The organism is Microbacterium sp. NPDC090003, from assembly GCF_044748385.1.
Taxonomy (GTDB): Bacteria; Actinomycetota; Actinomycetes; order Actinomycetales; family Microbacteriaceae; genus Microbacterium.
This window is the reverse complement of the sequence record NZ_JBIVFW010000001.1, coordinates 2,336,900-2,362,595: the sequence shown is the minus strand read 5'-3', so window position 1 is coordinate 2,362,595 and position 25,696 is coordinate 2,336,900. Positions and strand designations below refer to the sequence as shown.

Genomic DNA, 25,696 nt, shown 5'->3' with positions numbered 1-25,696 from the left:
CCGCCGGACCGATATTCTGCTGGGCGATCGAAGGCAGGGCGCTCTGACGGCGCATGCGCGCCGCCCGGCCACGACTGCCTTGATCGGCATACCGGAAGGCCTTTGAAATACCAGATCAAATCTGAAAACTCCCCCTCTCGGAGGAGGTGAGATCCCGCGCGGAGATGCGTAGCATCCAGCGGTGGACGCTCCACGCGTCGACACATCCCACGCTCCCGCCCTTCCGAGAGGTGCTCGAATCGTGCTGTCGCCCCGCACTGATGATCTGCCGACCGTCTCGGTCGTGATCCCCGCCCTGGATGAAGAGCGGACGATCACCCGTTGCCTCCACGCGCTCTCGCGAACGCCCGATCCTCCCGAAGAGGTCGTCATCGTCGACAACGGATGCTCGGATCGCACCGTGCATCTCGCGCGGACGTTCGACCGCGTCCGGATCGTCCAGGAGCCGCGTCGGGGCATCACCTTCGCGCGATCGACCGGGTTCGACGCGGCTCGAGGAGACGTCGTCGCCCGGATCGATGCGGATTCGGAGGTGGCCTCCGATTGGCTCCATCGGATCCGCGGTCGGTTCGCCCGCGAGCCCGACCTGGATGCGATCGGGGGTGATGCCGCGATCTCGGAGCTCTCCCCGGGTGACCGTCTCTGGTTCCGCTGGTGGTATCGCGGATTCCGGGCCTGGCATCAGCGCAGTATCGGTGTGCAGCCGATGCTCTACGGATTCAACTGCGCCTTCCGGCGGACGGCCTGGGAGAGCGCTCGGCATCTGACCGGCACGGATGACCTGCGCGTCACGGACGACCTGGACGTCACCATCGCCCTCCTGCGCACCGGGCACACCCTGCGGCACGACCCCGCGCTCATCGTGAAAGCACGCCTCTTCCGCTCGATCCAGCGGGAGAAGCTCCGCCAGTACTACCTCTCCGACGGGCTCACGCTCGCCCGCCACGGAGTCGGCAACCCGCAACGCTGGGTCTCGCCGCTCACCACCGGGAGCCGGACGTGAGCGACGAGAGCATCCGAGGCGACGCCGGCCCGCCGTGGTATCGATCCGGCAGATTCTGGGTGAGCGCCGCGACAGTCGTGGTGGTGAGCGGAATCATCTGGGGTGCATGGCCGCAGGTGATCGAGGCGATCGGGTCCCTCGCGACCGTGAACCTCTGGGTGCTGGCGCTCCTCGTGCCGGTGCAACTGGCGAGCTTCGCCGTCACGGGCGAGGTCCTCTACTCCTTCCTCCGCTCGCGCGGCGAGATCGCACGCGTGGGTCCTCTCGCCGCCATGCGGATGTCGCTCGAGTTCAACTTCGCCAACCACATGCTGCCGTCGGCCGGCGCCGCCGGCATCGCGTACACGACCTGGAAGCTCTCCACGCTCGGCGTCACCGCCAGCCGCGGGACGCTCGCTCAGCTGGTTCGCTTCGGCGTCACGTTCGTCTCCTTCGTCTGCCTTCTGGCGGCGGCAGCGCTCGCGCTCATCCTGGAGGGCAGAGGCCGGTCGGACCTCCTGTGGCTCGCCGCCCTGATCGCGCTCCTCGCCATCATCGCGATCGTCGGCACGATCGTCCTGCTGCGGCGTCGGCGCCTCCTACACCGCTTCGCCGGCCTGATCTCGCACACGACCGCTCGCGCGGCCCGGATCATCCGGAGGCCTCCGCCGATGAGCACGGTCGCGCTCGTGCGCTTCTTCGACGGACTCCACGTCGAGCTCCGCGACATCACCGACCGACCTCGCACACTTCTCACACCGCTCTTGTGGTCGTTCGCCGTCAACGTCCTCGATGCCGGCATCCTCTGGGTCGGACTCGCTGCCTTCGACATCCCCGCAGACCCTGCGCTCCTCTTCGTGGCCTATGGGATGGCGACCCTCGCGAGCATCGTGATCCTCACTCCCAACGGCGTCGGCGGGTACGAAGTCGTCCTCTTGGGAACCCTGTTCGCGGGTGGCATGAGCGGCGGCGGCGTCATCGCCGCGGTCGTCGTCGTGCGAGTCGTCCAGCTGCTCGGCACGATCGTGTTCGGGTGGGGGTTCTACCAGCACAGCGTGGCGACCGCCGGAGCCCCGGCACTGACAACGCCAGGGGCATGACGCGGGGCGGGACGCTTCGACAGGCTCAGCGACCCACTGGCCCGCTCAGCCCCCGTACATCTCCCCCACCGGCACCGCGACCGGAAGCACGTTGCCGGGCTGGGCGAGCGGGCACGCCCACGCGGGGTCGTAGGCGCACGACGGGTTGTAGGCGAAGTTGAAGTCGAGCACGATCGTGGCGCCCGCGGCATCCGATCCCAGGTCGGCGCCCTTGATCGTGTCGACGAGGTAGCGTCCGCCGCCGTAGGTGCCGCCGGGCTTGCCGGCGAGCGCATCGCGCACCGGGATGAACAACCCTCCGCCGTACGTCGTCAGGCGCCACACGTCGAGCGAACCGGCATCCGGCACCTCGACCCGACCGATGCGCTCGAACGGCACGACGCCGTCGGTGCCGGTCGCGAAGTCGAATCCGCCGGGCTCGGCCTCGAGGATCGGCAGCTCGAACCGCCACTGCGCGTCGTACGAAGCGATCGGCAGCCCCTCGAACATCACGCGGTCCTCGGGCAGCAGCGCGGTGGCGGGGTGGTGCAGCATGAGGTCGTCGCGTTCGATGCGCCACAGCTCGTGGGCGTCTTCGGGCGAATCGGCCTCGCGCACGGCGGCGTAGAGGGCGAAGACGCGACGCCGCCAGTCGGCGACGTCGAGGGCGGTGCGCGATGCGGGGGTCGACATGCGTCCAGGCTACGGGGCTTCGCCCGCCGCAGGGCGGGATCGGAGCGACTCGCTTCTGCACCCCTCTCAGCGAGAGGATACGAACATGCGCCTCGCCGATCTCACCCCTCCGTCGTCTCCCGCCGCCGTCGCCGCTCGCGACATCGCGACCCGGTACCACTCCCCGTCGCTGCTCAATCACGTGGTGCGGTCCTGGCTATGGGCCGAAGCTTTCGCGATCGTCGAGGGCCGCGACGAGATCGATCACGAGCTGCTCTACGTCTCGGCTCTGCTGCACGACATCGGCATCGTTCCCGCCTTCGACAACGCCTCCCTCTCCTACGAGGAAGCGGGCGGACATGTGGCCGTGGCGCTGACGGCCGGGGCGGGATGGTCGGCGGAACGCAGCGATCGCGCTCTCGACGTGATCGTCCGACACAACTGGCCCTCGGTCGATCCGGCGTTCGACATCGAGGGCCACCTGCTCGAGATCGCGACGGGGCTCGACATCTCGGGCGCCCGCCCCGATGCCCTCCCGGAAGAATTCGTGCGGGAGGTGCTCGTCGCTTATCCGCGCCTCGATCTCGCCGCGGAGTTCGGCGCGGGCGTCGTCGACCAGGCCCGACGCAAGCCGCACACCGCGGCTCTCCGACTCGTCGACGGCGGTGTGGTCGACAAGCTGCGGAACAATCCGCTCGAGCGGGTCGGGTGACGGAAACTCCCTCCGTGCGCGCGGACGGCGAGTTCGTCCATGACACGAGCTCGGTCGTCAGGTGCGCGAATCGCGGAGCTCGCCTCCGGAGACGATCAGCGAAAGCCCTCGGCGCTCACGACTGAAGGGCACCGACACGACAGCGGTGAACACGATCAGCGAGCTGACGATGCCGACCACTCCCACGATCGTCTGCGTCATCCCGGTCTCCGCCCCCGGCCACTGCTGAGCCACCGTCGCCAGCGTGTAGGGGAGAGCCACGACCGACGCGCGATACAACCTTCGTGGCGCGGATCCGCGCCCCTCCTGCCAGACGGGCGACAACCACACGAGGCGTTGACCGATCGAGGCGCCCCCCGACGTCAGCGCCGGAATCACGACGACGAGCGCGACGGCCCCCACCCCGATCACGATCACCTCGACGACACTCTGCGGCCCCGCCGGACCGCGGCCTCCGGACGAGACGAGTCGAGGCACGAGCAGAACCAGGGAGATCACGCTGATGGCGACCTGCACCGCGATCGCATCGAGGATCATGCCGAACCAGCGGCGCCACACCGTGACGGGCCGGGGCGTCGACCGGGCCGCCCGCAGGCTGCGTGCGCTCGGCATCCACGAGAGCACCACTGGCGCAAGGAGGACGCCGAGCGCCGCCCCGGCCGTGTTCGCGATGACGTCATCGACATCGGCGACCCGATAGGCGCATTCGTACAGGCCCCACACACCCGTGAACTGCGTCGCCTCGATCAGGACGGACAGCGCCCCGCCGAGGAGGATCGACACCACCGGTCCGCGGTTCCAGTAGCGGCGGGAGATCATGCCGAACGGCACGAACAGCGCCACGTTCAGCACCACTTGCAGTGTGGCCCTGCTCGTGAGCGTCGCGGCCAGGGAGAGGCCCTCGGTCTCGCGGAGGATGTCGCCGATCGAGTGCCCGGGGATCCACTCCGCACTGGTCACTCCGCCGATGCAGTTCGCCCTCACCTCGGGAAGAGGCAGGAGCGTGTAGGCGACGAGCGCCACAGCGTAGACGCTCACCGCAGCGGCGCCGAGAAGACGGCGGAACGAGAATCCGCCGTAGCGCCGCACCTGCACCAGAAGCATCGGCACGAGTACCGCGAAGAAGATCGCCGCTCCACCGACGAGCCCGAACCACGCCTGCCACGTCCACCCCGTCATTCGTTCCATCCTAGGAGCGCGGGACGCTCGCTCCGGCGGAGTCAACCCCCTGCGCCGAGGGCGGGCCACGGACGTACGGTGCGAATCCCCGACGGAAAGAGGACGACATGAGCGATCCCGTGAGCAACGACCTGCACGACGACGACAACCAGAACACGCAGGGCACGCCCGGCGCCGACGAGGAGGCCGACACGGCCTCGGGCGGCGCGCCGGAAGAGCCCGACCACGACGACTCCGACGCGAGCTGAGCGTCAGAGACGCCCTGAGGGGTCGAGACACGCCGCGCGCGCGAAGGCGATTGCGGCGTGTCTCGACCCCTCGGGGTGAGTGAGCGTCAGTCCTCGGACTCGATCGCGAGGCGGCGACGTCGTGCGACGAGCAGTCCGCCCGCGGCCAGCAGCAGCAGCGCGGCCGCGAGCGACCAGCCGAGCACCAGACCGGTCGCGGCGAGATCGCCGTCGGATCCCGAGCCGTCACCGCCCGCTCCGCCACCGGAACCACCGCCGGGAGTACCGGGTGTGCCGGGAGTACCAGGCTCACCCGGATCCACCGGCACCGCCGTGACCTCTCCGGCGAACGCGCGGGTCGAGGCCTCGCCGATCCCGTTGTCGGCAGCGACCGTGAAGGCGTACGCACCGACTGTCGTCGGCTCGCCCCCGAGCGCCCCGGTGGCAGGGTCGAGGGTCACGCCGTCGGGCAGTGCCCCAGCCACGACCGCATACGTCGGCGCCGGAACACCGGATGCCTGCAGGGCGCCGGTCACGGGCGCTCCGACCACGAGTGCGGGGATCTCCCCCCGGATCGCGCCCGGGGCGGCGTCGTCGACCGCACCCGGAACGAGCACGCGGAGTGCCGTGAGGCCCGGGTCTCCCGCCTTCCACGCGGTGCTCAACGCCACGTAGCGCGCGGTCGCATCGACCGGCACGGCACCGTGCGTCGTTCCCGCCTCGATCTTCCCGACATCGCGGAAGGTCACGCCGTCGTCGCTCACCGACACCGTGGCGGCGGGGGCATCCGATCCGTCCCACAGCGTCGTGACGGTTCCGATCGGCTGGGCGGACCCGAGATCGGTGACCATGCGCCCGTCGACGCCCGGGGTCCACGACGTGGCGGCGTCGCCGTCGACCGCGCCCTGAGGCGAGGTCATGCCCTCGGGCAGGACGGATGCCGGGAACGTCAGCGTGCTCAGCGCCCGGTCGGGCACGGGGAACGGCGTCGCACCGGGGAAGCTCGCGGCGGCGGCGACGGCGGGCTCACCCACGGGCAGCGCCCGCGTCTCGCCCGTCTCGGCGTTCGTCACTGCGATCGTCGGTGCGGCGGCGGATGCCTGCACGCGGGCATCCGCCGCGGCATCCGAGATCCGGACCGTGCGCCCGTCGACCACCGAGATGCCGACTCCGGCGGACCTCGCGACCTCGGTGGGCACCGTGGCGCGCGGAGCGAGCACGGCCGCCTGTCCGGCCGGCACCGTGACCCGCAGGGTCGAGGCATCGGCGCCGAGCGTCTGCTCGCCGGCGAACAGCGACACCGTGTCGCCGACGTACGGGATCGTGACGTCGGTCGTCACGTCGGCGCCGGAGAGGTTGAACGCAGTGAGGTAGCCGCCGAGCGAACTGACCAGCAGTCCCTCGGCCGACGGCTGCGGCGCGGCGTCCTGAGCCGCCGTCGCCGCAGCGTCGCCCGGCACCATCTCGACGAGCAGCGGGCGATCGCCGCCGCCGAGCCGGAGCGCGTTGATGCCGGGCTTCTCGGCCGACACCGTGATCGGGGCCTGGCCGCCGCGCACGACGAACCCGGCCCGATCCTCGACGTTGATCCACGACCCCTCGGTCGAGGTCACCTCGTCACCGGTGTACCGGAAGGTCGCCGCATCCGTCCAGGTCTGGCCGTCCGGGGAGACCTGGATGCGGTACTCGCGACCGGCCGATGCCTCCCACCCCAGCTGCACCTGCGCGATGGCGGTCGGGGCTCCGAGGTCGACCTGGATCCACGAATCCGCGCGCGTGCGATCGGCGCGCGAGACGGCCCAGCGCGAGGCCGCGTCGTTGTCGGTGACGCTCGAGGGCGCACGGCCCGTGTCGGCGCTGGATGCCGTGGCAGGCTTACCCGCTGCCGCATCGACGCCGGCGGCGGTCAGCGCGCGCATCGTGTACAGCGAGTACCCGTAGGCCGGGTCGCCCTGCACGCCCTGCATGCGCACGAACCGCGCCTCGACGGGCGCCGGCGCGGTCGCACCCGCGGGTGTCAGATCGACCGTGTCGAGACGGGCGACGTTCGCATCGACGCCACCGGTGCGGGCGGTCTGCGTCGTCCAGGTCACCCCGTCCGACGAGGTCTGCACGAGGTAGCGCTCGCCCGCACTCGCCTCCCACGCCAGCCGTACGGACGAGACGGTGCGCTCGCTGCCGAGGTCGACCTGGATCCACGAGTCGGCACGCGTGCGATCGGTGCGCGACACCGCCCACCGGGTCGTCGGGTCGGCATCGGTGACGGTCGCGGCGAGGCGCGCCGGATCCTCGCTCGACGCGGTCGCGGGGCGGCCTGCGGCAAGGTCGGTCGTGGCCTCGGCATCCGCACCGTAGGCGTGGAACGAGTACAGCGAGTATCCGAACTGCGCGTTGCCCTGCTGACCCTGCATGCGCACGTAGCGTGCCGACACCGGGTCGAACGACAGGTCGTCGACGCGCGCGGCGTTGGTGTCTGCGGGATCCGGCGGCGTCACGACGGGAAGGGCGTCGGTCGCCGAGCCCTCGGCCGTGACGTACGTGCGCGAACCGTCGAGGCCGTTGTACCCGCCCATGTCGAGGTTGCGCACGGATACCGAGCCGTCCTGCCAGCCCGCCCCCGTCGACGCGTAGAGCGCCGCGCCGTTCGGCAGTGTCACCTGGCCGGCGTAGCCGTCGCCGATGCGGAACACCGAGGAGGTGCCCTCGAAGCCGTCGCGCGGGTTCGTGAAGGTGCTCGTGCGCCGGTCGTCGACCGTCGCGGCCGAGTTCGGGTAGAGGTACGGCGTCGCTCCGGAGAGGGCGAACAGCCACGAGTCGTGACCCGGCACCCACGGGAACTTCAGGAACCCCTTCTTGCTGGATGCGGCGGCCCAGGCATCCGCGGTCTGCTGCACCGACAGCCCGGGGCCGGCGCCGAAGTCGCGCACGCCCGCGAGCCGCGCGAAGAACTCGTCCTGCGGGGTCGGGGCGACCGGCCCCTCCTCGGACTCGGCCGCGGCGACGTGCAGGAGGTACGAGATCGCGATCTCGGCGCGCGCCTCGGGCTCGTACTTCGGCTCGCCGGAGAACTTCGCGAGGCGGTCGACCGGTGCGTACGCCTGGTAGGCCTCGAGCGAGGCCGCCATGTTCGCCTCGGCCCGCACCGCATCGGGGTCGCGCAGCACCTGACCGAGGAAGGCCATCGGGATCACGTCGCGCCCGTACAGGTACTCGCGGTCGTTGACCATGGGCATGAACGGCTCGCCCTGGTTCGACATCACCATCTTGATCGACTCCCAGAGCTCCGCCGAGTTGGGCTGGTGCTTCAGGTACTCGGGGACCGGCTGGTCGTTGAGGATGAACTGGATCGCGTTGCGACCGCCCGAGCGCCAGATGTCGGACTGGTAGTGCGGCCCGAACGACCCGTGGTTCTCGACCAGGTAGGTGTCGTAGATCGTCTGCATCGTGTTGGTCGACACGGGCTTGCCGGCGACGATCGCGGGGTTGTTGAGGTCGGCGGTCGGCTGACCGGCGGCGTTGCGCGCCCAGTCTCCGAGCTGCTCGTCCCAGCGCGCGGCATCCGCATGGTCGGGCGCCCAGGCCAGGCCCGGGGCGAGGGCCTGCGTGTAGACGCCGGCCTCCTCCTGCGCCGTGTCGCCCTCGTGCTTGCCGCTCGGCCAATCGGCGGTCCACGAGCCCGAGAGCGGATCGTTGCCGTAGTTCAGGTCGGACGTGTACGCAGATTGCCCGACCGCGATCGTCTCGAGGTTCTTCCGGGTCGTCGCGTCGAGCTGATCCCAGAGCACCCGACCGGCGTCGAGGAAGTACGACTGGAACGTCGAGTCCCAGAACAGGCGCTTGCCCCACGTGCCGTTCGGGTCGACGAAGCGGTTCTTCGCGGCGTAGTAGCGGATCGTGTCGACCGTGCGCTGCTGCAACTGCTCCTTCGGAATGCCGGTGACCGAGGCGTCGTACTCGCCGTGCGTGAGGATCACGGCGTTGCCGAGCACGACGGCGAAGTTGAAGTCCTTGGACTGGTACGCACCGATAGCCGGATCCCAGACCGTGTTCACCCAGCGGGTGTGGCGCAGCAGGGCCGCGTAGTAGTCGGCGGCGATGTCGTCGGGGGCGCCGAAGGCCGCGGTCTTCACGATCGGGGCGGCGGATGCGTGCGTCGCGGGCGCGAGGGCGGCGATCGGGGCGGCGAGCGTCGCGGCCAGGGCGAGAGTCGTCGCGCGGCGGAGGATGCCGCGCTGGAGGAGTCCGCGGCGGCGCGGGTTCTTCAGACCGGGGATGAGGCCGGAGCGGGCCATGGGGTGTCTCCTGGGATCAGCGGCCTTCGGGCGCCGCGTGCGGATCGACAGGAGTCATCGGAGATGGTGCGGAATGACAACGCTGTCAGAACGGGTGGAGCAACAGTAACCCGGGCGCGGTGCGGGCGTCAAGCATCCGCTTCGCCCTCCGGTCGCGCGAACGGCTGCACCGGGCCGTACCGGTCGCGCGAAGGGCTGATCTCAGCGCCGAAACCGACCACTCGCGCGACCGGTGCGGGCAAGAGGAGGGTCAGCCGGACACCGGAAGCGACGGCACGGCGTCGATCAGCAGGCGCGTGTAGGCGTCGGCGGGAGCACGGAGCACCTGCGACGTGGGGCCCTGTTCACGCACCACGCCGCCCTGCAGCACCACGACCTCGTCGCAGACCTTCTGGATCACACCGAGGTCGTGCGAGATGAAGAGGTAGCCGACGCCGGTCTCGGCCTGCAGGCGCGCGATCAGCTCGAGGATCTGCTTCTGCACCGCCACGTCGAGCGCCGACACCGGTTCGTCGAGCACGACCACCGCCGGCTCCACGGCGAGTGCCCGGGCGATGCCGAGCCGCTGGCGCTGACCGCCCGAGAGCGACGACGGTCGGCGGTCGGCGAAGTCCGCCGGGAGTCCGACGCGGTCGAGCCAGTCCCGCACTCGCGCCCCGCGCTCGGCGCGCGACAGAGACGGATGCCGCAGCCCGATCGCCTCGTCGAGAAGCCGTCCGGCGGTCCACCGCGGGTCGAACGACGACCCCGGGTCCTGGTAGACGAACTGCACGTCGCGCGGGTCGTCGCTCGCACGTCGGACGGTGCCGGCATCCGCGGTCTCGAACCCGGCCAGGATGCGTGCGACCGTCGTCTTCCCCGATCCCGATTCGCCCACCACGCCGAGCGAGCGCCCGCGGCGCACGGCGATCGAGACGTCCTTCACCGCTGGACGGGAGCCACCGCCCGGGAGCCGGAAGGTCTTGCTGACGTGGTCGGCGGCGAGCACGACATCGGATGCCACGGACGCCTCCACTGCCTGCACAACTTCGGAGATCTGAGGCGACACCCCGGAGATCGGATGCTGCGCCCCGGCGTGTCCGGTCGAATCTCCGAAGTCGTGCGGGGCGGGGCCCTTCGACAGGCTCAGGGACCCAGTTTCCGTCAGGGACCCGGTTTCCGTCACGGCATCCGAGTCGGTGACGGCATCCGTTCCCTGCACAACTTCGGAGATCTGAGGCGACACCCCGGAGATCGGATGCTGCGCCCCGGTGTGTCCGGTCGAATCTCCGAAGTCGTGCGGGGCCGAGCCGCCCTCGAACCGCGGCGCGGCGTCGATCAGGGAGCGGGTGTACGGATGCTCGGGATTCGAGAGCACGTCGGCGGTCTCGCCCGACTCCACCACGGCGCCGCCCTGCAGCACGAGCACGCGATCGGCGAGCTGCGACACCACGGCGAGGTCGTGGCTGATGAGCAGCAGCGCGATGCCCTGCTGCTTGAGCTCGCCGAAGAGCGCGAGGATCTGCTTCTGCACCGACACGTCGAGCGCGGTGGTCGGCTCGTCGGCGATGAGCACGGCGGGGTCCCCGGCGAGCGCGGTGGCGATGAGCGCGCGCTGACGCTGACCCCCCGAGAGCTGCGCCGGACGCTCGTCGATACGCGTCTCGGGATCGGGCACGTGGGTGCGGCGCAGCAGTTCGAGCGCACGTTCGCGGCCGTCTCGTCCGCGCGGACCGCCGGTCGCGGCGATCGCCTCGCGCACCTCCTTGCCGACCGTGCGCAGCGGGTCGAGCGACGACAGGGCGTCCTGCAGGATGTACCCGATGCGGCGGCCGCGGATGCGACGCCAGCGACGTTCGGTGAGCCGACGCGCATCGACGCCGTCGATCTCGAGCACCGCGGCATCGACCCGCGACCCCGTGCCGACCAGCCCGAGCAGGCTGCGCGCGCTGACGGACTTGCCCGACCCCGACTCGCCGACCAGCGCGACGCACTCGCCCGGCGCGATCTCGAACCCGACGCCCTCGACGGCCGTACGCCCGCCGAAGGACACGGTCAGGCCCTCGACGCGGATCAGCGCGCTCATCCGCGGCCCTCCAGACGTGCCTGCAGGCGACGACCGAGCACGGTCGTGCTGATGACGAAGAGGGTGATCGCGAGACCGGGGAACACCGCGGCCCACCACCCCAGCGTCAGGAAGTTGCGCGCGTTCGAGAGCATCGATCCCCATTCGGGAGTGGGCGGCGGGCTGCCGAGACCGAGGAACGACAGGGCGGCGCCCGCGAGCGTCGCCCCGCCGAGACCGATCGTCGCGATCACGACGACCGGGCGCACGGCGTTCGGCAGCAGATGCCGACCGAGCACGCGGGCGCGCGGCAGACCCATTCCGCGGGATGCCTCGATGAAGGTCGAGGTGCGCACGCGCAGCGTCTCGCCGCGCACGACGCGCACGTAATAGGGGATGCCGGCGATACCGATCGCGATGGTGGCGGTGGCGAGCCCCCCGCCGAAGAGCGCCAGGATGAGGATCGCGAGCACGAGTTCGGGGAACGCCGCGCCGATGTCGGTCAGCCGCAGGGTCACGGTCGAGATCACCCGGTTCGACAGGCCGGCGACGAGGCCGAGGATCGTTCCGAAGAAGAGCGAGATGAGCACCGCGCCGAACCCGAGCACGAGCGAGCTGCGCGCACCGAACACGATGCGGGCGTAGACGTCGCGCCCGATCTCGTCGGTGCCGAGCGGATGCCCCGGCCCGGGAGGCGCCAGGATCAACGCCCGGTCGGCGGCCAGCGGGTCCTGCCCCGTGAGCAGCTGCGGCCAGAGCGCGGCGAGCACGAACAGCACCAGCACCAGCGCGCACAGCAGGGTGCCGATGTCGGCGGCCAGGCGCACCCAGCCGCGCCAGCGCACGTGCTGCCGCGCGGTGACGGCCCCGGCGACGACTCCCCCGCTCATCGGGTGGCCTCCCTCTCGACGGTCGTGCGGCCTGCGGCGGATGCTGCGGCCGGGTCGGTGGCATCGGCGGCGGAGGCGGCATCCGCGACTGCGGCATCCGTTGCTCCGGAAGCTGCATCGGCGGACTCGATCGGCCCGCCGATCGCCCGATCGGCGTCGCGCACCCGCGGATCGACGAGCGCGTACGAGAGGTCGACGAGGGTGTTGACGAGGATGAACACCGCGGTGCCGACGAGTACGACGCCGATCACGACCGGGATGTCCTGCGAGGCCACCGAGTCGACGAGCAGACGTCCGAGCCCGGGGCGGCTGAACAGGGTCTCGGTGATCGCGGCGCCGCCGAGCAGGGCTCCGAACGAGAACCCGAGCATGGTCAGATACGGCACCGCAGCGTGGCGGAGCGCGTGCCGCACGGTCACGGCGAGCGATCCGAGCCCGCGCGCACGCGCCGAGAGGATGAAGGGTTGCTCGAGCGCGTCGTCGAGCGACTGCCGCAGCACCTGCAGCAGCAGGGCGGCCGTCGGCAGGGCGAGGGTGAGCGCGGGGAGCACGAGCGAGCGCAGATCGCCGCTGTCGAGGATGGGGAGCGCGCGCAGCCACACGGCGAACACCAGCATCAGCACGAAGCCGAGCCAGAACACCGGGGTCGAGGCGAGCACCAGTTCGACGCCCGACGAGATCCAGCTGGGCAGACGCCGGCCGGCGGTCAGCACGCCCCCGGCGAGGGAGATCACGACGGCGAGCACGATCGCGGCGAGCGCCAAGGCGATCGTCGGACCCGCCTGCGCGGCGAGCAGCGGAGCGACCGGCTGCTCCTGCACGTACGACATGCCGAGGTCTCCGCGCAGCAGACGACCGAGGTAGAGGAAGTACTGCACGATCAGCGGTTCGTCGAGGTGGTACTCCTGCCGCACGACGGCGAGCACCTCGGGACTGATGTCGACCTGCTGCTGGCCGGCGCCGAGGATCGCGAACGCCGGGTCGACCGGCACGAGCCGCAGCGCGAAGAACGTGAGGGTCGCCGCGCCCCACAGCGTGATCAGGCTCACGCCGAGACGGCGCAGTACTCGCCAGACCGTGCTCATGTCGTTCCTCTCGTCATGCGGGGCGGGGCCCTTCGACAGGCTCAGGGACCCAGTACCGAACAGCTCTTTCGACCTGCTCAGACACCGGGCGGCCAAGAGCGACCGCCCTGGGTTGCTGAGCCTGTCGAAGCATCCCGGGGCGGTCGCCCTGCGAAGGTCAGTTCTTCCAGGCGTCGAACAGGTACGGCTGCGGCCACGCGTAGTCCCACGCGACGCCGTGCACGGTCGGCTGCCACGCCACCACGCGGGCCCGCGAGTACAGCGGGATCGACGGGGCGAGCGAGGGCAGCAGCTCCTGCGCCTGTCCGTAGAACTCGGCGCGGGCGGTCGGGTCGGCGCTGGCGCGCGCCTGGGCCAGGATGCCGTCGAGCTCGGCATCCGCCAGGAACGAGGCGTTCGAACCGATCGACGATCCGTCCGACACGTTGTCGCCGCCGTACAGGCGCCACAGCTGCATACCGGTCGCCTCCGACTGGAACGACGGCATGATGCCGTACTCGCCGGTGTAGAGGCGCTGCGAGAAGTCCGCGGCCGGGACCGGCTGCAGCACCAGCTCGAAGCCGAGCTCCTTGGCGTCGATCTGCACCTGCTCCAGCGTGCGCTGCGCGAGCTGGTCGTTGTCGGCGTAGGGCACGGTGGTGCTCAGGCGCTCGCCGTCCTTGGTGCGGTAGCCCTCGGCATCCGTCTCGGTCCAGCCGGCCTCGTCGAGCAGCGCGCCCGCGGCATCCGCGTCGAACTCGATGACGTTCTCGAGATCCTTCTTGTAGTCGGGGGTCGTGGTCGCCAAGTACTCCTGCACGGGGTACGCGCCGAAGGTGGCGCTCTTGACGATCGCCTCACGGTCGATGCCCGTGAGCAGCGCGCGACGCACGTTCACGTCGTCGAACGGCGCGGTGCGCGTGTTCAGGTGCAGGGTGAAGCCGACTCCCGGCAGCAGGAACTCGTCGGACTCGTAGCGGTCGTCGGCCTTCACGTCTTCGGCGTACTCGGGGGCGATGTAATCGACGATGTCGGCCTCGCCCGTGAGCAGCGCGTTGTAGCGCGTCTGGTCCTCGGGCAGGAAGCGGTAGGTGATCTTGTCGAGGTACGCGGCGCCCTCGTGGGTGCCTTCCGGGCCCCAGTCGTAGTCGTCGTTGCGCACGTAGCTGATGCTCTGACCCTTGACCCACTCGTCGAAGACGAACGGTCCGGTGCCGACCACGGTCGACGCGAGCGAGTCGGGGTCGTCGAGCAGCTGTGTCGGCGACACGATGCCGAAGTACGGGGCGGCGATCAGCGTGAGGAAGCTCGACTCCGGCTGCTCCAGCGTGATGCGCACGGTGTACTCGTCGACCACCTCGGCCGACGGTCCGAGCTTCGCGACCGAACCCGTGGACTTGTTGGCCGGGTCGGCCACGTAGTCGAAGTTGACCTTCACGGCTTCGGCGTCGAACGGGGTGCCGTCATGGAAGGTCACGTCGTCGCGCAGCGTGAACGTGTACACGCGGGCGTCGTCGGACACCTCCCAGTCGGTGGCGAGCCACGAGCCGTAGGTGCCGTCGCCGTTGTCCCACACGAGCGAGTCGACGACCGGGGTGAGCACGTGCGCGCCGCCCATCTGGTCGACGAGCGGGTTGAGCTGCGGCGGTTCGGAACGCGCCGCGACGACGAGGTCGCCGCCGGTGACCGGCTCGCCGCTGTCACCCGAGGATTCGGGGGCGGCCGACGCGCAGGCGGTCAGGGTCAGAGCGGTGACGACGGCTGCTGCGACGGCAGCGCCGAGGCGACGGGGGATTCCGGATGCCACGATGGGTCCTCTCGGGTCGGCACGGGCTTCCGACGCTATCCAGGCGCACGGATGCTCGTCGCGCCGGGCTACACGCGGCGACACCGTGCGTCAGATTGCGTCACACGGGTGAGTTGCCGCATCCGTTCCGATAGGGTCGGCGCTTCTTCGGGGTGGGGCCCTCCGACAGGCTCAGGGGCCCTAGTTTCGAGGTCGAGGCTGACCACGGGGTCGATGAGCCTGTCGACGCGCCCCGCCCGCACAACTCCGGAGTTCCGCGACGACACCCCGCCGACGGATGCTCCGCCCCGGCGCGCCGCTCCGAATCTCCGAAGTTGTGCGGGGTCAACCGCTGCGGAGGAGAACTCGCGCTCGACAGGAGGCATCCGCCGTTCCAGCCCTGCCGAACGCGAGAACTCCTCCCGAACGGATGCCGCGGGGCACCGCCTCAGCGGAGCAACTCCCGGCGGAGGCGCTCCAGGCGCACCGCAGCCTGCAGGCGGAAGCGGTACTCGGCATCGGCGGGGTCGCCGTCGAGCAGCGTCCAGATCCGGTCGAGGCGCTGCTGCACCGTGTTCGTGTGCACCCGCAACCTGCTGGCCGCGCCCTGGCGACTCTCCCCCGCGTCGAAGTACGCGACGAGGGTCTCGACGAGCGCCGTGCCCCGCCGATCGTCCCACCCGCGCACCGGCCCGAGCACGCCGTCGACGAATCGGGCGGCGGCCTCCGGCTCCCCCGAGGAGAGCACGTGGTACGGCGCGAAGTCGTCCGATCGCACGGTCGCCCCCGACACCCCGAGCGGCGCGAGGAACCGCAGGTCGCGCACCGCGCGCTCGACCGACGTGCGCAGCGCCGGCAGACCCTCGACCGTCGCGCCGACGACCGCGGTGACCCCGGGCTCGTCGAGTCGTTGGGAGAGCGTGCGCCGTACCCGCTCGGTCGCTGCCACGATGTCGGTCTCGCCGACGGATGCCGTCCACGCGACCACGAGCCCGTGTTCGCGCACCGCGACGAGCCCGTCGTCGCCGACGGCATCCGCGGCCACGGTCAGCGCCCCCTCGCGTCCGCGTACGTCGATCGCCGCCGCGCCGACGAGCGGGTGCGCGACCTCGGTGGAGAGAGCGGATGCCTCGGCCGTCCCGTCGAGCACCGCACCGAGCACGCGTGCCCGGCGTTCGGCGCGGATCGCCGAGACGGCGTCGCGTTTGAAGGAGACCAGGGCGGCGACCTGCGCGGCGCGCTCGAGCGTGGGGCGGGTGACGTCGTCGGGCAGGGCGACCTCGTCGGCCCGAGCGTTCTGCCGAGGCCCCGCCTCGTCGTCGGCGACGATCGCGCCGAGCACACGGTCGGCACCGAGGATCGCGACCACCAGCCACCGGCGCTCCCCGTCGAGCACCGCGACGGCATGCCCGCTCGCGCGGCTCTCCCGGATCGCATCGGTGAGCGGACGACGACGCGGCAGGCCGGCACGGGCGTCCGCGCCCGCATCGAGAGGAATCCCCGCCTCGTCGACCGCGCGCACACGCCGCCCCAGCCGATCCGACACCGTCGCGACGAGATCGATCAGGGTCGCCCCCGAGACGACGGCGGCGGTGAGCTCTTCGTGGATCCCGCCGACGATCTGCGTCGCGGCGAGGTGGCGTTGCAGCTCGGCGTAGGCCTCTTCGGCGCGTGCGCGGGCGGCCGCGCTCTCGGCGAGTACGCGGGCACTGTGCAGCACGGCGGCGGCATGATCGGCGAATGCCGAGAGCAGCAGCACCTGATCGGGGGTGAAGTCGTGGGCGAAGCGGTTGCAGGCGAACAGCGCCCCGAGCACCTCGTCACCGACGGCCAACGGCACCCCGAGGAACGACACGAGCCCCTCGCGCGCGACCGCACCGTCGATGGCGGGATCGTGCGGAGCATCCGCCATCCGCGTGTACTCGCGCACCCAGACCGGCTCGCGGGAATCGGCGACGAGGCTCGCGAGGCCGAACCCGGCGGGCACGAGCAGGTCGCGGAACTCGGGCGTCACCGTGCCCGCCGAGTACCGCACGCGCAGATCGCCCTGTGCGTTGTCGACCTCCGAGAGGTACGTGACGTCGGTGCCCATGAGTTCGTGCGCGCGCTCGACGAGGCGGCGCAGCACATCGGTCACGTCCTGCAGCCGCACGAGTTCGCGCGCGGTCGAGAACAGGGCCTCGAGTTCGACGGTGCGCCGCCGCAGCCGCGCGGTCTGCTGCTGCGACTCCTGCACCGCCGCGAGGATGTCCTCGACCTCGGATGCCGCGGCCTCCGCCTCGGTGAGCAACTGCGTGAGCGCCGGCATCCGCTCCCCCGGCTCGGCGCGCACGGCGGCGACGACCTCGCGCACGAGCTCCGACGCGGCTTTCTCGACCATGAGGCTCCTCTCACCCCCACCTTCCCACGGGCCCGGTTCCCCCGGGTATCTGCGCGATGCCCGAGCGATCTCGTCGAGACCCACAGATCGCGTCGAGACCCACCTTCCGCGACGTCGGGCGCGGTGGGTTTCGACGGGCGTGATGGGTTTCGACGCGAATGGCCCTTCGACAGGCTCAGGGACCAGTCATGCGGGAAGGACCCTTCTACGGGTTCAGCCCCGCGACGGGAACCGCGGCGGGCGGCGCTCGGCGAAGGCTGCCAGGCCCTCTCGTGCGTCGTCGCTCGCGAACGCCTGCTGCCCGAGCACCGCTTCGAGACGGAACGCCTCGGGCTCGGGCAGGTCGGCGAGCGCCCGCACGGCGCGCTTCACGGTCGCCAGCGCCGTCGCGCTCTTGGTCAGCAGCTGCTCGGCGACGGCGAGCGCCTCGTCGTGCAGGGCGGATGCCTCGACCACCCGGTTCACGAGCCCGTACCGCAGCGCGGTCTCGGCGTCGATGCGGTCGCCGCGCAGCATGAGGTCCATCGCGAACGCGTAGGGGATCTGCCGGATGAGCCGCACGAGCGTGCCGCCAGCGGGCACGACGCCGACCCCGGTCTCGGGCAGCGCGAACTGCGCCTCGGCGGAGGCGAGACGGATGTCGGTCGACAGCATGATCTCGAACCCGCCCCCGAGGCACAGTCCGTTGATCGCGGCCACCACCGGCTTCTCGAGCGTCGAGTGCTTCTGGTGCGCGGCGTCCCACTCACTGATGTCGAATCGTTCCTCGGTGAGCGCCGGGATCGACTCGCCCAGGTCGGCACCCACGCAGAACGCGCGCTCCCCCGCGCCCGTCAGCACCGCCACGCCGATGCGCGGGTCGCCCTGCACCTCGGCGAACGCGGCGCCGAGCTCGTCGTACATCGCCAGCGTCAGAGCATTGAGCTTCTCGGGGCGGTCGATCGTGATGACGCCGATGCCGCCCGAGCGGTCGAGACGGATGCCCATCAGATCGTGCCGCCCGTGCGCAGCGCGGCGACCTCGTCGGCCGAGTAGCCGAGGAACTCCCCCAGCACGCGATCGGTGTGCTGCCCCATGTCGGGTGCCAGCCCCGCGGTCCGCGGCGGGGTGCGGTCGAGCTTCACCGGCGACCCGAAGGTGCGCAGCGATCCGTGGCCGGGGTAGTCGGTGTCGACGATCATGCCGCGCGCCGCGATCTGCGGATCCTCGACCACTTCGCCGATGTCCTTCACCGCGCTCAGCGGCACGAGGTCTCCGGCGAGCGCCTCGAGTTCGGCCTTGGTGCGGTCGGCGAACCAGTGCACGACCATCGGCTTCACCCTCTCCTGGTAGACCTCGGCGTCGAACCGGGTGGCCATGGTGTGCAGGTCGGGGTTGTCGTCCCAGTCGGCCGGGCTGCCGAAGGTCTCGCACGAGATGCGCCAGAACTTGTCGGTGTAGCCGCCGAAGAACACGAATCCGTCGGCGCACGGGAACAGCTCGTAGGGGCGCACGAACGGATGCTGGTTGCCGAGCGGCTTCGGCACGACGCCGTCGACGGTGTACGACACGACCGCGTTCTCGGTGAGGGTGAGCACGGAGTCCTGCTGCGAGATGTCGACGAGCTGCCCCTCGCCCGTCTGCTCGGCGTGCCGGAGCGCCGCGAGCACTCCGATCACTCCGTAGAGGCTGGCGGCGAGGTCGCCGATGATCGTGCCGACGCGGGTGGGCGGGCCTCCGGCCTCGCCGTTCATCGACCACAGCCCGCCGGTGGCCTGCGCACTGTTGTCGTAGGCGGGTCGCAGCCGGTACGGGCCCGACTGCCCGTAGCCGCTGAGCGCCGCGTAGACGAGCTTCGGATTCACCTTGCGCAGGCGCTCGTAGCCGTGTCCGAGCCGCTCCATCGTGCCGGGGCGGAAGTTCTCGACCAGCACGTCGGCGCGCTCCACGAGCCGGTCGAGCACCTCGGTCGCTCCCGGGCTCTTCAGGTTCAGCGTCACGCCGAGCTTGTTGCGGTTGTACTGCGCGAAGAATCCGCTCAGCGGCTCGGCCTCCTCGCGCGGCAGCATCGGCGGGAAAGTGCGCGTGTAGTCGGGGTCGCCGGGATTCTCGACCTTGATGACCGTCGCGCCCAGGTCGGCCAGGATCATCGAGCAGTACGGACCGGCGACGACGCGTGTCACGTCGACCACCACCACACCCGCGAGAGAGCCGGGCGAGGCATCCACTCCTCCGAGTCCGGCGAGCAGGGCGCGCGTGGTGTCGTCGATCATCGAGAGGATCCTTCCGAGACGGCGGAGTCGCGCCGGGCGGCGCGACGGGTGAGACGGTGCAGCAGGGCGACCGAGACGAGGGTGACGACACCCGCGACGACCATGTAGAGCGCGATCGCCCACGAGCCGCCGAAGACGTCGAGCAGCTCGAGATAGATGATCGGCACGAACGCCGACCCGGCGATGGTGCCGATCCCGAGCGCGAGCGACATGCCCGTGTAGCGGATGCGCACGTCGAACGCCTGCGCGTAGAGCACGCCGAGCGTGCCGTAGGTCGCGCAGAAGCCGATCGTGGTCGCGATGTACGCGACGTAGGCGGCGGCGAGGCTGCCCGTGTCGATCAGCCAGAACGCCGGGAACGCGAGGAGCACCGAGAGGATCGTGCCGGAGGCGAAGACCTTCGCGACCCCGACGCGGTCGGCCAACCCCCCGGCGAGCGGCAGCCCCACCAGCGCCAGCAGCGAGCAGATCGTCGCGATCGTCAGCATCTCGGGCTGCGTGTGCCCGACGAACTGGGTGCCGTACGTGAGGCTGAACGTGAACAGCATGTAGAAGACCGCGCCGATCACGGCGAAGCTGAGAGCGGCGAAGAGGACCTGACCGGGGTGCGTCTTGAGCGTCTCCCACAGCGGCACGCGGGCGGCCTTGCCGGCATCGCGCATCTTCTCGAACTCGGGCGTCTCGCTGATCTTCAGGCGGATGAACAGGCCCACCAGCACCAGCACCGCGCTGATCAGGAACGGCACGCGCCAGCCCCACGCCTGGAACGCATCGCCGGGAAGGGCGACCAGCGGCAGGAACACGAGGGTCGACAGCGTCAGGCCCAGCGCGAGACCCACCTGCGGGAAGCTCCCGAGGAACGCCCGCTTGCGCGGCTCGGCGTGCTCGACGACGAGCAGGACCGCACCGCCCCACTCGCCGCCGAGGGCGAAGCCCTGCACGAACCGCAGCACCATCAGCAGGATGGGAGCGGCGACGCCGATCGCGGCGTACGTCGGCAGGAGACCGATGAGGAACGTGGCGACACCCATGAGGACGAGCGAGATGACGAGCATCCGCTTGCGTCCGATGCGATCGCCGAAGTGACCGAACACGATCGATCCGAGCGGGCGGCCGAAGTAGCCCACCGCAATACCGCCGAACGCCAGGATGGTGCCGACCAACGGGTCGTAGTCGGGGAAGAACAGGCTGTTGAGGATCAGCGCCGCCGCCGTCGAGTAGGCGAAGAAGTCGAACCACTCGACGGTCGTGCCGACGACGCTCGAGGCGACGATCGTGCGGATCTGCGAGCGCTCCGCGGGAGGCGCGTCGCGCCGGGCGGTGGATGCCGAGGTCATGGGGTTCCCTTTCCGCGGCGTCTCCGCTGACGCCGGCCAGGGATCAGCCTGTCAGGGGCGGGAGACGTGGGCCTATGTCTCGGTCGCACACACCTGTGGCCTACACATGGCTCTCCGCGCCACTGGGTCGCTGAGCCTGTCGAAGCGTCCCCGCGCACAACGGAGGAGATCTCGCGCTCCGCAGGAGCATCCGCGGGATTCGATCCTGCGTTGCGCGAGATCTCCTGCGTTACGCGCGCCAGGAGTCAGTCGTCGGTGAAGTCGGACTCGTCGACATTGGCGATCAGGTCTCGTACCGCGGCACGGAGCGGCTCCGCCATATCGGTGACCGTCGGCGCGTTCTCGAATGCGACGACCTGGATGCTCGCGCGATATCTCAGATCCTCGGCCCACAGAGCGACGACGTGCGGCCCACGTGACCCATCCGCTCGGGGGTCCGCGCAGATGTACTCGATCGCGCCCTCCACATCGAGAGGGATGCCGTCATCGCACGTCGGAGAGACCTCGTCATAGAAGGCCGCATCATCGCGCCCACTGTGATCGACACGGAGGTAGAGCTCGCGCCGCGTAGCGCCCTCATCCGGACTGTACGAGCAGACGATCCAGTTGTCCGCCGGCGCCCCCTGGTCGACGGAATGCTCCTCGCTGCCCGCTCCGGCACCGACGATCGCCTCCACGGTCACGGCTTCAAGCAGGTCGCACGCCCCGAGCGAGAACTCGTCCTCATCGGGCGCGGGTGCGGTGCATCCTCCGAGAACCATGGCCGCAAGCGCGATGATCACGGCAGAGCGGGGCGGGTTCGGCCGGGTAAGCGTGCGGAAGGTCACTTTCAAAAGACGAGTAGGCAGCCGTTTCCTGACGCGAGCCGCGCCGTGGGCTGGGGCCCTTCGACAAGCTCAGGGACCCAGTGCTGAGACTCGGTCGCTGAGCTACGGAACTGGGTCGCTGAGCCACACCGTTGGGTCGCTGAGCCTGTCGGAGCGCCCCCGCGTACAGACGGCCTCAGCCGCGCAGCAACCGGCGCCAGGCGAGCTCGGCGAGAACGGATGCCTGCAGCGGAAGCACCTCGTCGTCGAAGATCGCCTGCTCGGAGTGCAGCGGCATCGGGCCGGAGTCGGGAGCGGCGCCGACGAACACGAGGGCGCCCGGCACCTCCTGCAGCACGTAGGAGAAATCCTCGGATGCCATCGACGGCGCCGCGAGACGCGTCACGCGCTCCTCGCCGACGAGCTCGTCGAGCACCTCGAACACCTCGCGGGTCTCGGCGGGGTCGTTGTAGGTCACGGGGTACGAGGCGATGAACTCGGACTCCAACCGGCATCCGTTCGCCTCGGCGATGCCCGCCAGCATCACCGGCAGCTGCTCGCGCACCGTGGCGAGGGTCTGCATCGACAGGGTGCGGATGTTGGCCTCGAGCGAGACGGTCGCCGCCAGCACGTTGCTCGCCTCGGAGTCGCTGCTCAGTCGCGTGATCGAGATCACGGCCTGGTCGGTGGCGGGCAGGCGACGCGCAGCGAAGGTCTGCACCGCGAGGATGAGCTGCGCGGCCACCGGCACCGGGTCGATGCCGAGCTGCGGGAACGCCGCGTGCCCGCCGGTGCCGTGCAGGGTCAGGCGCAGCGCGCTGGCGCTCGCCATCATCGCGCCCTCGCGGGTGACGAGCTGCCCGCGCGGGGTGGCGCTGTCGACATGGATCGCGTACGCCGCGACCGGCCGCGACCCGGCGGCATCGAGCACGCCCTCCTCGATCATGATGCGACCGCCGGCCTGCCCCTCCTCACCGGGCTGGAACATGAAGACGACCGTTCCGGGCAGCTCGTCGCGGCGGGCGGCCAGCAGCCGCACGGCACCGAGCACTCCGGCCATGTGCAGGTCGTGGCCGCACGCGTGCATCGCGCCCGAGGTCGACGCGAACGGCAGACCGGATGCCTCCGTGATGGGCAGGCCGTCCATGTCGCCGCGCAGCAGCACCACGGGTCCGGGTCGTCCACCCCGCAGCACGGCGGTGATCGACGACAGCGACTGCCCGACGCTGATCTCGAGCCCGAGGCCATCGAGCTCGCGCAGCAGGATCGCCTGCGTGTTCGGCAGATCGAGTCCGATCTCGACCGCCCCGTGCAGCTCGCGCCGCACAGCGGTGAGGTGCGATCGCAGCTCCTCCGCCTCGGAACCGAACCCGCCGTCGAAACCAGAACCCGCGTCCGAACCGGAACCCATCAGAACTGCATCCTCTCGCCGAGAACGGGGACCGCGTCGAGCAGATCCTCCGTGTAGGGGTCGGCGGGGTTCGCGAGCAGTGCTTCGGTCGGCCCGGCCTCGACCAGCTTGCCATGCCGCATGACGCAGACCTCGTCGCTGATGTATCGCACGACCGCGAGATTGTGCGAGATGAAGAGCATCGAGAGCCCGAGCTCCTGCTGCACCTCGCGCAGCAGGTTGAGGATCGCGCCCTGCACCGAGACGTCGAGGGCGCTGGTGACCTCGTCGGCGATGAGTACCGAGGGCTCGCCGGCGAGCGCGCGCGCGATCGTGATGCGCTGACGCTGGCCTCCCGAGAACGCGCCGGGGCGTTCGCCCGCGCGGTCGGGGTCGAGGTGCACCTGGGCGAGCAGTTCGCGCACGCGGGCGATGCGCTCGGCACGGGTCCAGCGGCGGCCGGTGGCGCGCAAGGCCTCGGCGATCGAGTCGCCGATCGGCATGAGCGGGTCGAGCGCCGAGAACGGGTCCTGGAAGACGAGCTGCATACGGCGGCGCGCGCGGCGCGCGGCGGAGCCGCCGACCGCGGTCTCCACCCCGTCGACGCGGATCGACCCGGACTCGGGGCGCACGAGCCCGACGGCGGCGGCCGCGATGGTGCTCTTGCCCGACCCCGATTCGCCGACGAGGCCGACCGTGCGACCCTTCGGCACCGACAGGCTCACCTTCTCGACCACGCGGGTGCGGCCGTAGCGGACGCTCAGGTCCGTGATCTCGAGTGCGTTCACACCGGCACCTCCTTCTCGTGGGCGTCCTCGCGGGCGTCCGACGGTTCCTCCGCCGATGCGGAGTCGTCCAGCGCCTCGGGCATCAGTTCCGGCGGGATCACCGGCAGCGGCTGCGTGCGGTCGCTGGTCATGTCGGGCAGGCAGGCGATGAGCGCCCGGGTGTACGGATGCTGCGCGTCCTGGCGGATGCGCTCCGCGGCGAGGCTCTCGACCATCCGCCCGTCCTTCATCACGATGACCCGGTCGCAGAACGCCGAGACGAGGGCGATGTCGTGCGAGATGAAGACGATCGCCGCCCCCGTCTCCTCCTGAGCCCGGTGCAGCACGCCCATCACCTGACGCTGCACGGTCACATCGAGTGCGGTGGTGGGCTCGTCGGCGATGATCAGCCGCGGCTTGCCGGTGAGCGCCATGCCGATCATGGCGCGCTGGCGCATGCCGCCGGAGAACTCGTGCGGATACTGCTTCAGCCGTCCCGCGGCATCCGGGATCCCGACGGCGGTCAGCGCGTCGGCGGCGCGCTCACGCGCCTCCTTCGGGCGCATGCCCATGTGCACCTCGGGCACCTCGGTGAGCTGGCGCCCGATGGTGAGCGCGGGGTTCAGCGAGGTGAGCGGGTCCTGGAAGATCATGCCGAGTTCGACGCCCAGGCGGGCACGGTCGGATGCCGTCAACTGACCGGTCATGTCGAGGTCGTCGAAGCGGTGCACCGAGGTCGCGATGATCGCGTCGTCGCCGAGGAGGCCGGCGAGCGCCATCGCGGTGAGCGACTTGCCCGATCCGGACTCGCCGACGATCCCGACGATCTCGCCCCGGGCGACCCGCAGGTCGACGCCGCGCACCCGCTCGACCACGCCGCCGTCGGCGGTGGGGAAGGAGATGTGCAGGTCGGTGATCTCGGCGACCACGTCGCCCTCGGGCGCCGCGACGGCCGGGGCAGGGTTCCGCCGGCGCGAGGTGATCGTCACCCCGCCGGCGGCCCGGGCGGCGACCGCGCGGAAGCCCGACCCGCGGGAGCCGGCGGCGGCCTCGCTGAGCAGTGTGAAGACGAGGCCGGCGAGCACGATCGCAATGCCGGGTCCGACCGCCGCGAGCGGGTTGACGTAGATGCGCAGGATGCCCTCCTGCAGCATCCGGCCCCAGTCGTAGGCGGGCGCCTGCACCCCGAGGCCGAGGAACGAGAGACCGGCGAACGACAGCAGCGTGACGCTCGCGGTCGCCGCGGCGTTCACGAAGAACGGGTTGGCGATGTTCGGCAGCACGTGCTTGACCAGGATGCCGACGGGGCCGACGCCGACGACTCGGGCGGCCCGCACGTAGTCGCGACCCGACACGGATGACGCCAGGTTGTACACGAGACGGGCGAACGAGGGGATGCCGGCGAAACCGATCGCGAGCATCGCCCCGGTCGCCGTCGCCCCCCAGATGACGGTGAAGAACAGCACCATCAGCAGCCACGGGAAGGCGAGGAGGATGTCGAGGAGACCGGTGAACCAGCGCCGCGGATACTTCGGCAGGATGCTGGCCACGAGGCCGAAGACGATACCGCCGACGAGGGAGATCGCCGTGGCGCCGAGAGTGAGCAGCAGCGTGAGGCGCGTCGCGGTGAGCACGCGGGCGAGGATGTCGCGGCCGAGTTCGTCGGTGCCGAGCGGGTGCGCGGCGCTCGCGCCGAGGAGGCGCGAGGAGACGTCGGTCGTGTCGGCCGCGGGACCCCAGATCGTGGGTCCGGCGACGGCGAGGAACACCAGGAGCGCGCTTCCGACGATCGCCGAGATCGCGGTGGCGTTGAGCAGCTTCTTGCGCACGGACATGT

At 70.8% G+C, this 25,696-nt stretch carries 19 protein-coding genes; 4 read left to right on the top strand and 15 right to left on the bottom strand.

Annotation, left to right across the window (positions count from 1 at the left end):
• Window positions 1-241: 241 nt before the first annotated feature.
• Both ACIPVN_RS11370 and ACIPVN_RS11365 read left to right on the top strand, forming a co-directional pair.
• Window positions 242-1,003, top strand: coding sequence for a glycosyltransferase (locus ACIPVN_RS11370; RefSeq protein ID WP_400442814.1), 762 nt, complete (start codon window positions 242-244; stop codon window positions 1,001-1,003).
• 59 nt (window positions 1,004-1,062) lie between these two features.
• The gene (locus ACIPVN_RS11365) at window positions 1,063-2,082 is read left to right on the top strand and encodes a YbhN family protein (protein ID WP_400442813.1); all 1,020 of its coding nucleotides are present in this window, start codon (window positions 1,063-1,065) and stop codon (window positions 2,080-2,082) included.
• A gap of 45 nt (window positions 2,083-2,127) precedes the next feature.
• Here ACIPVN_RS11365 and ACIPVN_RS11360 read toward each other — a convergent pair whose 3' ends face one another.
• Window positions 2,128-2,754, bottom strand: coding sequence for a DUF1684 domain-containing protein (locus ACIPVN_RS11360; RefSeq protein WP_400442812.1), 627 nt, complete (start codon window positions 2,752-2,754; stop codon window positions 2,128-2,130).
• Between the two features lie 85 nt (window positions 2,755-2,839).
• On the opposite strand from ACIPVN_RS11360, the gene ACIPVN_RS11355 reads away from it, so the two are divergent.
• Window positions 2,840-3,445, top strand: coding sequence for an HD domain-containing protein (locus tag ACIPVN_RS11355; RefSeq protein ID WP_400442811.1), 606 nt, complete (start codon window positions 2,840-2,842; stop codon window positions 3,443-3,445).
• A 57-nt stretch (window positions 3,446-3,502) separates the two neighbouring features.
• On the opposite strand, the gene ACIPVN_RS11350 is transcribed toward ACIPVN_RS11355, so the two are convergent.
• Window positions 3,503-4,624 carry a VanZ family protein gene (locus tag ACIPVN_RS11350; protein WP_400442810.1) on the bottom strand — a complete coding sequence of 374 codons (1,122 nt, stop codon included), beginning with the start codon at window positions 4,622-4,624 and terminating at the stop codon, window positions 3,503-3,505.
• 107 nt (window positions 4,625-4,731) lie between these two features.
• Between ACIPVN_RS11350 and ACIPVN_RS11345 the strand changes: the two genes are divergently transcribed.
• Window positions 4,732-4,872: a hypothetical protein gene (locus ACIPVN_RS11345; RefSeq protein ID WP_400442809.1), complete on the top strand. Its 141-nt coding sequence runs from the start codon at window positions 4,732-4,734 to the stop codon at window positions 4,870-4,872.
• An 86-nt stretch (window positions 4,873-4,958) separates the two neighbouring features.
• Here ACIPVN_RS11345 and ACIPVN_RS11340 read toward each other — a convergent pair whose 3' ends face one another.
• The 13 genes from ACIPVN_RS11340 to ACIPVN_RS11280 all read right to left on the bottom strand — a co-directional run bounded on the left by ACIPVN_RS11340 (window position 4,959) and on the right by ACIPVN_RS11280 (window position 25,694).
• Complete coding sequence (locus ACIPVN_RS11340) at window positions 4,959-9,143, bottom strand: discoidin domain-containing protein (protein WP_400442808.1); 4,185 nt, start codon at window positions 9,141-9,143, stop codon at window positions 4,959-4,961.
• 250 nt (window positions 9,144-9,393) lie between these two features.
• On the bottom strand, window positions 9,394-11,208 hold the full coding sequence (locus tag ACIPVN_RS11335) for an ATP-binding cassette domain-containing protein (RefSeq protein ID WP_400442807.1): 1,815 nt from the start codon (window positions 11,206-11,208) through the stop codon (window positions 9,394-9,396).
• Window positions 11,205-12,077, bottom strand: a complete 873-nt coding sequence (locus ACIPVN_RS11330; RefSeq protein WP_400442806.1) for an ABC transporter permease — start codon at window positions 12,075-12,077, stop codon at window positions 11,205-11,207. The genes ACIPVN_RS11335 and ACIPVN_RS11330 overlap by 4 nt, the downstream gene beginning before the upstream one ends.
• Complete coding sequence (locus tag ACIPVN_RS11325) at window positions 12,074-13,162, bottom strand: ABC transporter permease (protein ID WP_400442805.1); 1,089 nt, start codon at window positions 13,160-13,162, stop codon at window positions 12,074-12,076. Before ACIPVN_RS11325 ends, ACIPVN_RS11330 begins: the two co-directional genes overlap by 4 nt.
• 157 nt (window positions 13,163-13,319) lie before the next feature.
• Window positions 13,320-14,948: an ABC transporter substrate-binding protein gene (locus ACIPVN_RS11320; protein ID WP_400442804.1), complete on the bottom strand. Its 1,629-nt coding sequence runs from the start codon at window positions 14,946-14,948 to the stop codon at window positions 13,320-13,322.
• Window positions 14,949-15,375: 427 nt separating this feature from the next.
• Window positions 15,376-17,307, bottom strand: a complete 1,932-nt coding sequence (locus ACIPVN_RS11315; RefSeq protein ID WP_400442803.1) for a helix-turn-helix domain-containing protein — start codon at window positions 17,305-17,307, stop codon at window positions 15,376-15,378.
• Window positions 17,308-17,520: 213 nt separating this feature from the next.
• The gene (locus ACIPVN_RS11310) at window positions 17,521-18,294 is read right to left on the bottom strand and encodes an enoyl-CoA hydratase/isomerase family protein (protein ID WP_400442802.1); all 774 of its coding nucleotides are present in this window, start codon (window positions 18,292-18,294) and stop codon (window positions 17,521-17,523) included.
• Window positions 18,294-19,559 carry a CaiB/BaiF CoA transferase family protein gene (locus ACIPVN_RS11305; protein ID WP_400442801.1) on the bottom strand — a complete coding sequence of 422 codons (1,266 nt, stop codon included), beginning with the start codon at window positions 19,557-19,559 and terminating at the stop codon, window positions 18,294-18,296. The genes ACIPVN_RS11310 and ACIPVN_RS11305 overlap by 1 nt, the downstream gene beginning before the upstream one ends.
• Window positions 19,556-20,896 carry an MFS transporter gene (locus ACIPVN_RS11300; RefSeq protein ID WP_400442800.1) on the bottom strand — a complete coding sequence of 447 codons (1,341 nt, stop codon included), beginning with the start codon at window positions 20,894-20,896 and terminating at the stop codon, window positions 19,556-19,558. The genes ACIPVN_RS11305 and ACIPVN_RS11300 overlap by 4 nt, the downstream gene beginning before the upstream one ends.
• Window positions 20,897-21,141: 245 nt before the next feature.
• Complete coding sequence (locus ACIPVN_RS11295) at window positions 21,142-21,723, bottom strand: hypothetical protein (RefSeq protein ID WP_400442799.1); 582 nt, start codon at window positions 21,721-21,723, stop codon at window positions 21,142-21,144.
• 175 nt (window positions 21,724-21,898) lie between these two features.
• Complete coding sequence (locus tag ACIPVN_RS11290) at window positions 21,899-23,113, bottom strand: M20 family metallopeptidase (protein WP_400442798.1); 1,215 nt, start codon at window positions 23,111-23,113, stop codon at window positions 21,899-21,901.
• Window positions 23,113-23,880: an ABC transporter ATP-binding protein gene (locus ACIPVN_RS11285; protein ID WP_400442797.1), complete on the bottom strand. Its 768-nt coding sequence runs from the start codon at window positions 23,878-23,880 to the stop codon at window positions 23,113-23,115. Before ACIPVN_RS11285 ends, ACIPVN_RS11290 begins: the two co-directional genes overlap by 1 nt.
• A complete protein-coding gene (locus ACIPVN_RS11280) occupies window positions 23,877-25,694 on the bottom strand; it encodes a dipeptide/oligopeptide/nickel ABC transporter permease/ATP-binding protein (RefSeq protein WP_400442796.1) in 1,818 nt (605 codons plus the stop codon). The genes ACIPVN_RS11285 and ACIPVN_RS11280 overlap by 4 nt, the downstream gene beginning before the upstream one ends.
• Between the last annotated feature and the right edge of the window lie 2 nt (window positions 25,695-25,696).

Excerpts from the sequence above, each read along its gene's own strand:
- ACIPVN_RS11360 (WP_400442812.1), bottom strand. The coding sequence starts at position 2,754 with ATGTCGACCCCCGCATCGCGCACCGCCCTCGACGTCGCCGACTGGCGG.
- ACIPVN_RS11355 (WP_400442811.1), top strand. The coding sequence starts at position 2,840 with ATGCGCCTCGCCGATCTCACCCCTCCGTCGTCTCCCGCCGCCGTCGCC.
- ACIPVN_RS11350 (WP_400442810.1), bottom strand. The coding sequence starts at position 4,624 with ATGACGGGGTGGACGTGGCAGGCGTGGTTCGGGCTCGTCGGTGGAGCG.
- ACIPVN_RS11345 (WP_400442809.1), top strand. The coding sequence starts at position 4,732 with ATGAGCGATCCCGTGAGCAACGACCTGCACGACGACGACAACCAGAAC.
- ACIPVN_RS11340 (WP_400442808.1), bottom strand. The coding sequence starts at position 9,143 with ATGGCCCGCTCCGGCCTCATCCCCGGTCTGAAGAACCCGCGCCGCCGC.
- ACIPVN_RS11335 (WP_400442807.1), bottom strand. The coding sequence starts at position 11,208 with ATGAGCGCGCTGATCCGCGTCGAGGGCCTGACCGTGTCCTTCGGCGGG.
- ACIPVN_RS11330 (WP_400442806.1), bottom strand. The coding sequence starts at position 12,077 with ATGAGCGGGGGAGTCGTCGCCGGGGCCGTCACCGCGCGGCAGCACGTG.
- ACIPVN_RS11325 (WP_400442805.1), bottom strand. The coding sequence starts at position 13,162 with ATGAGCACGGTCTGGCGAGTACTGCGCCGTCTCGGCGTGAGCCTGATC.
- ACIPVN_RS11315 (WP_400442803.1), bottom strand. The coding sequence starts at position 17,307 with ATGGTCGAGAAAGCCGCGTCGGAGCTCGTGCGCGAGGTCGTCGCCGCC.
- ACIPVN_RS11310 (WP_400442802.1), bottom strand. The coding sequence starts at position 18,294 with ATGGGCATCCGTCTCGACCGCTCGGGCGGCATCGGCGTCATCACGATC.
- ACIPVN_RS11305 (WP_400442801.1), bottom strand. The coding sequence starts at position 19,559 with ATGATCGACGACACCACGCGCGCCCTGCTCGCCGGACTCGGAGGAGTG.
- ACIPVN_RS11300 (WP_400442800.1), bottom strand. The coding sequence starts at position 20,896 with ATGACCTCGGCATCCACCGCCCGGCGCGACGCGCCTCCCGCGGAGCGC.
- ACIPVN_RS11290 (WP_400442798.1), bottom strand. The coding sequence starts at position 23,113 with ATGGGTTCCGGTTCGGACGCGGGTTCTGGTTTCGACGGCGGGTTCGGT.
- ACIPVN_RS11280 (WP_400442796.1), bottom strand. The coding sequence starts at position 25,694 with ATGTCCGTGCGCAAGAAGCTGCTCAACGCCACCGCGATCTCGGCGATC.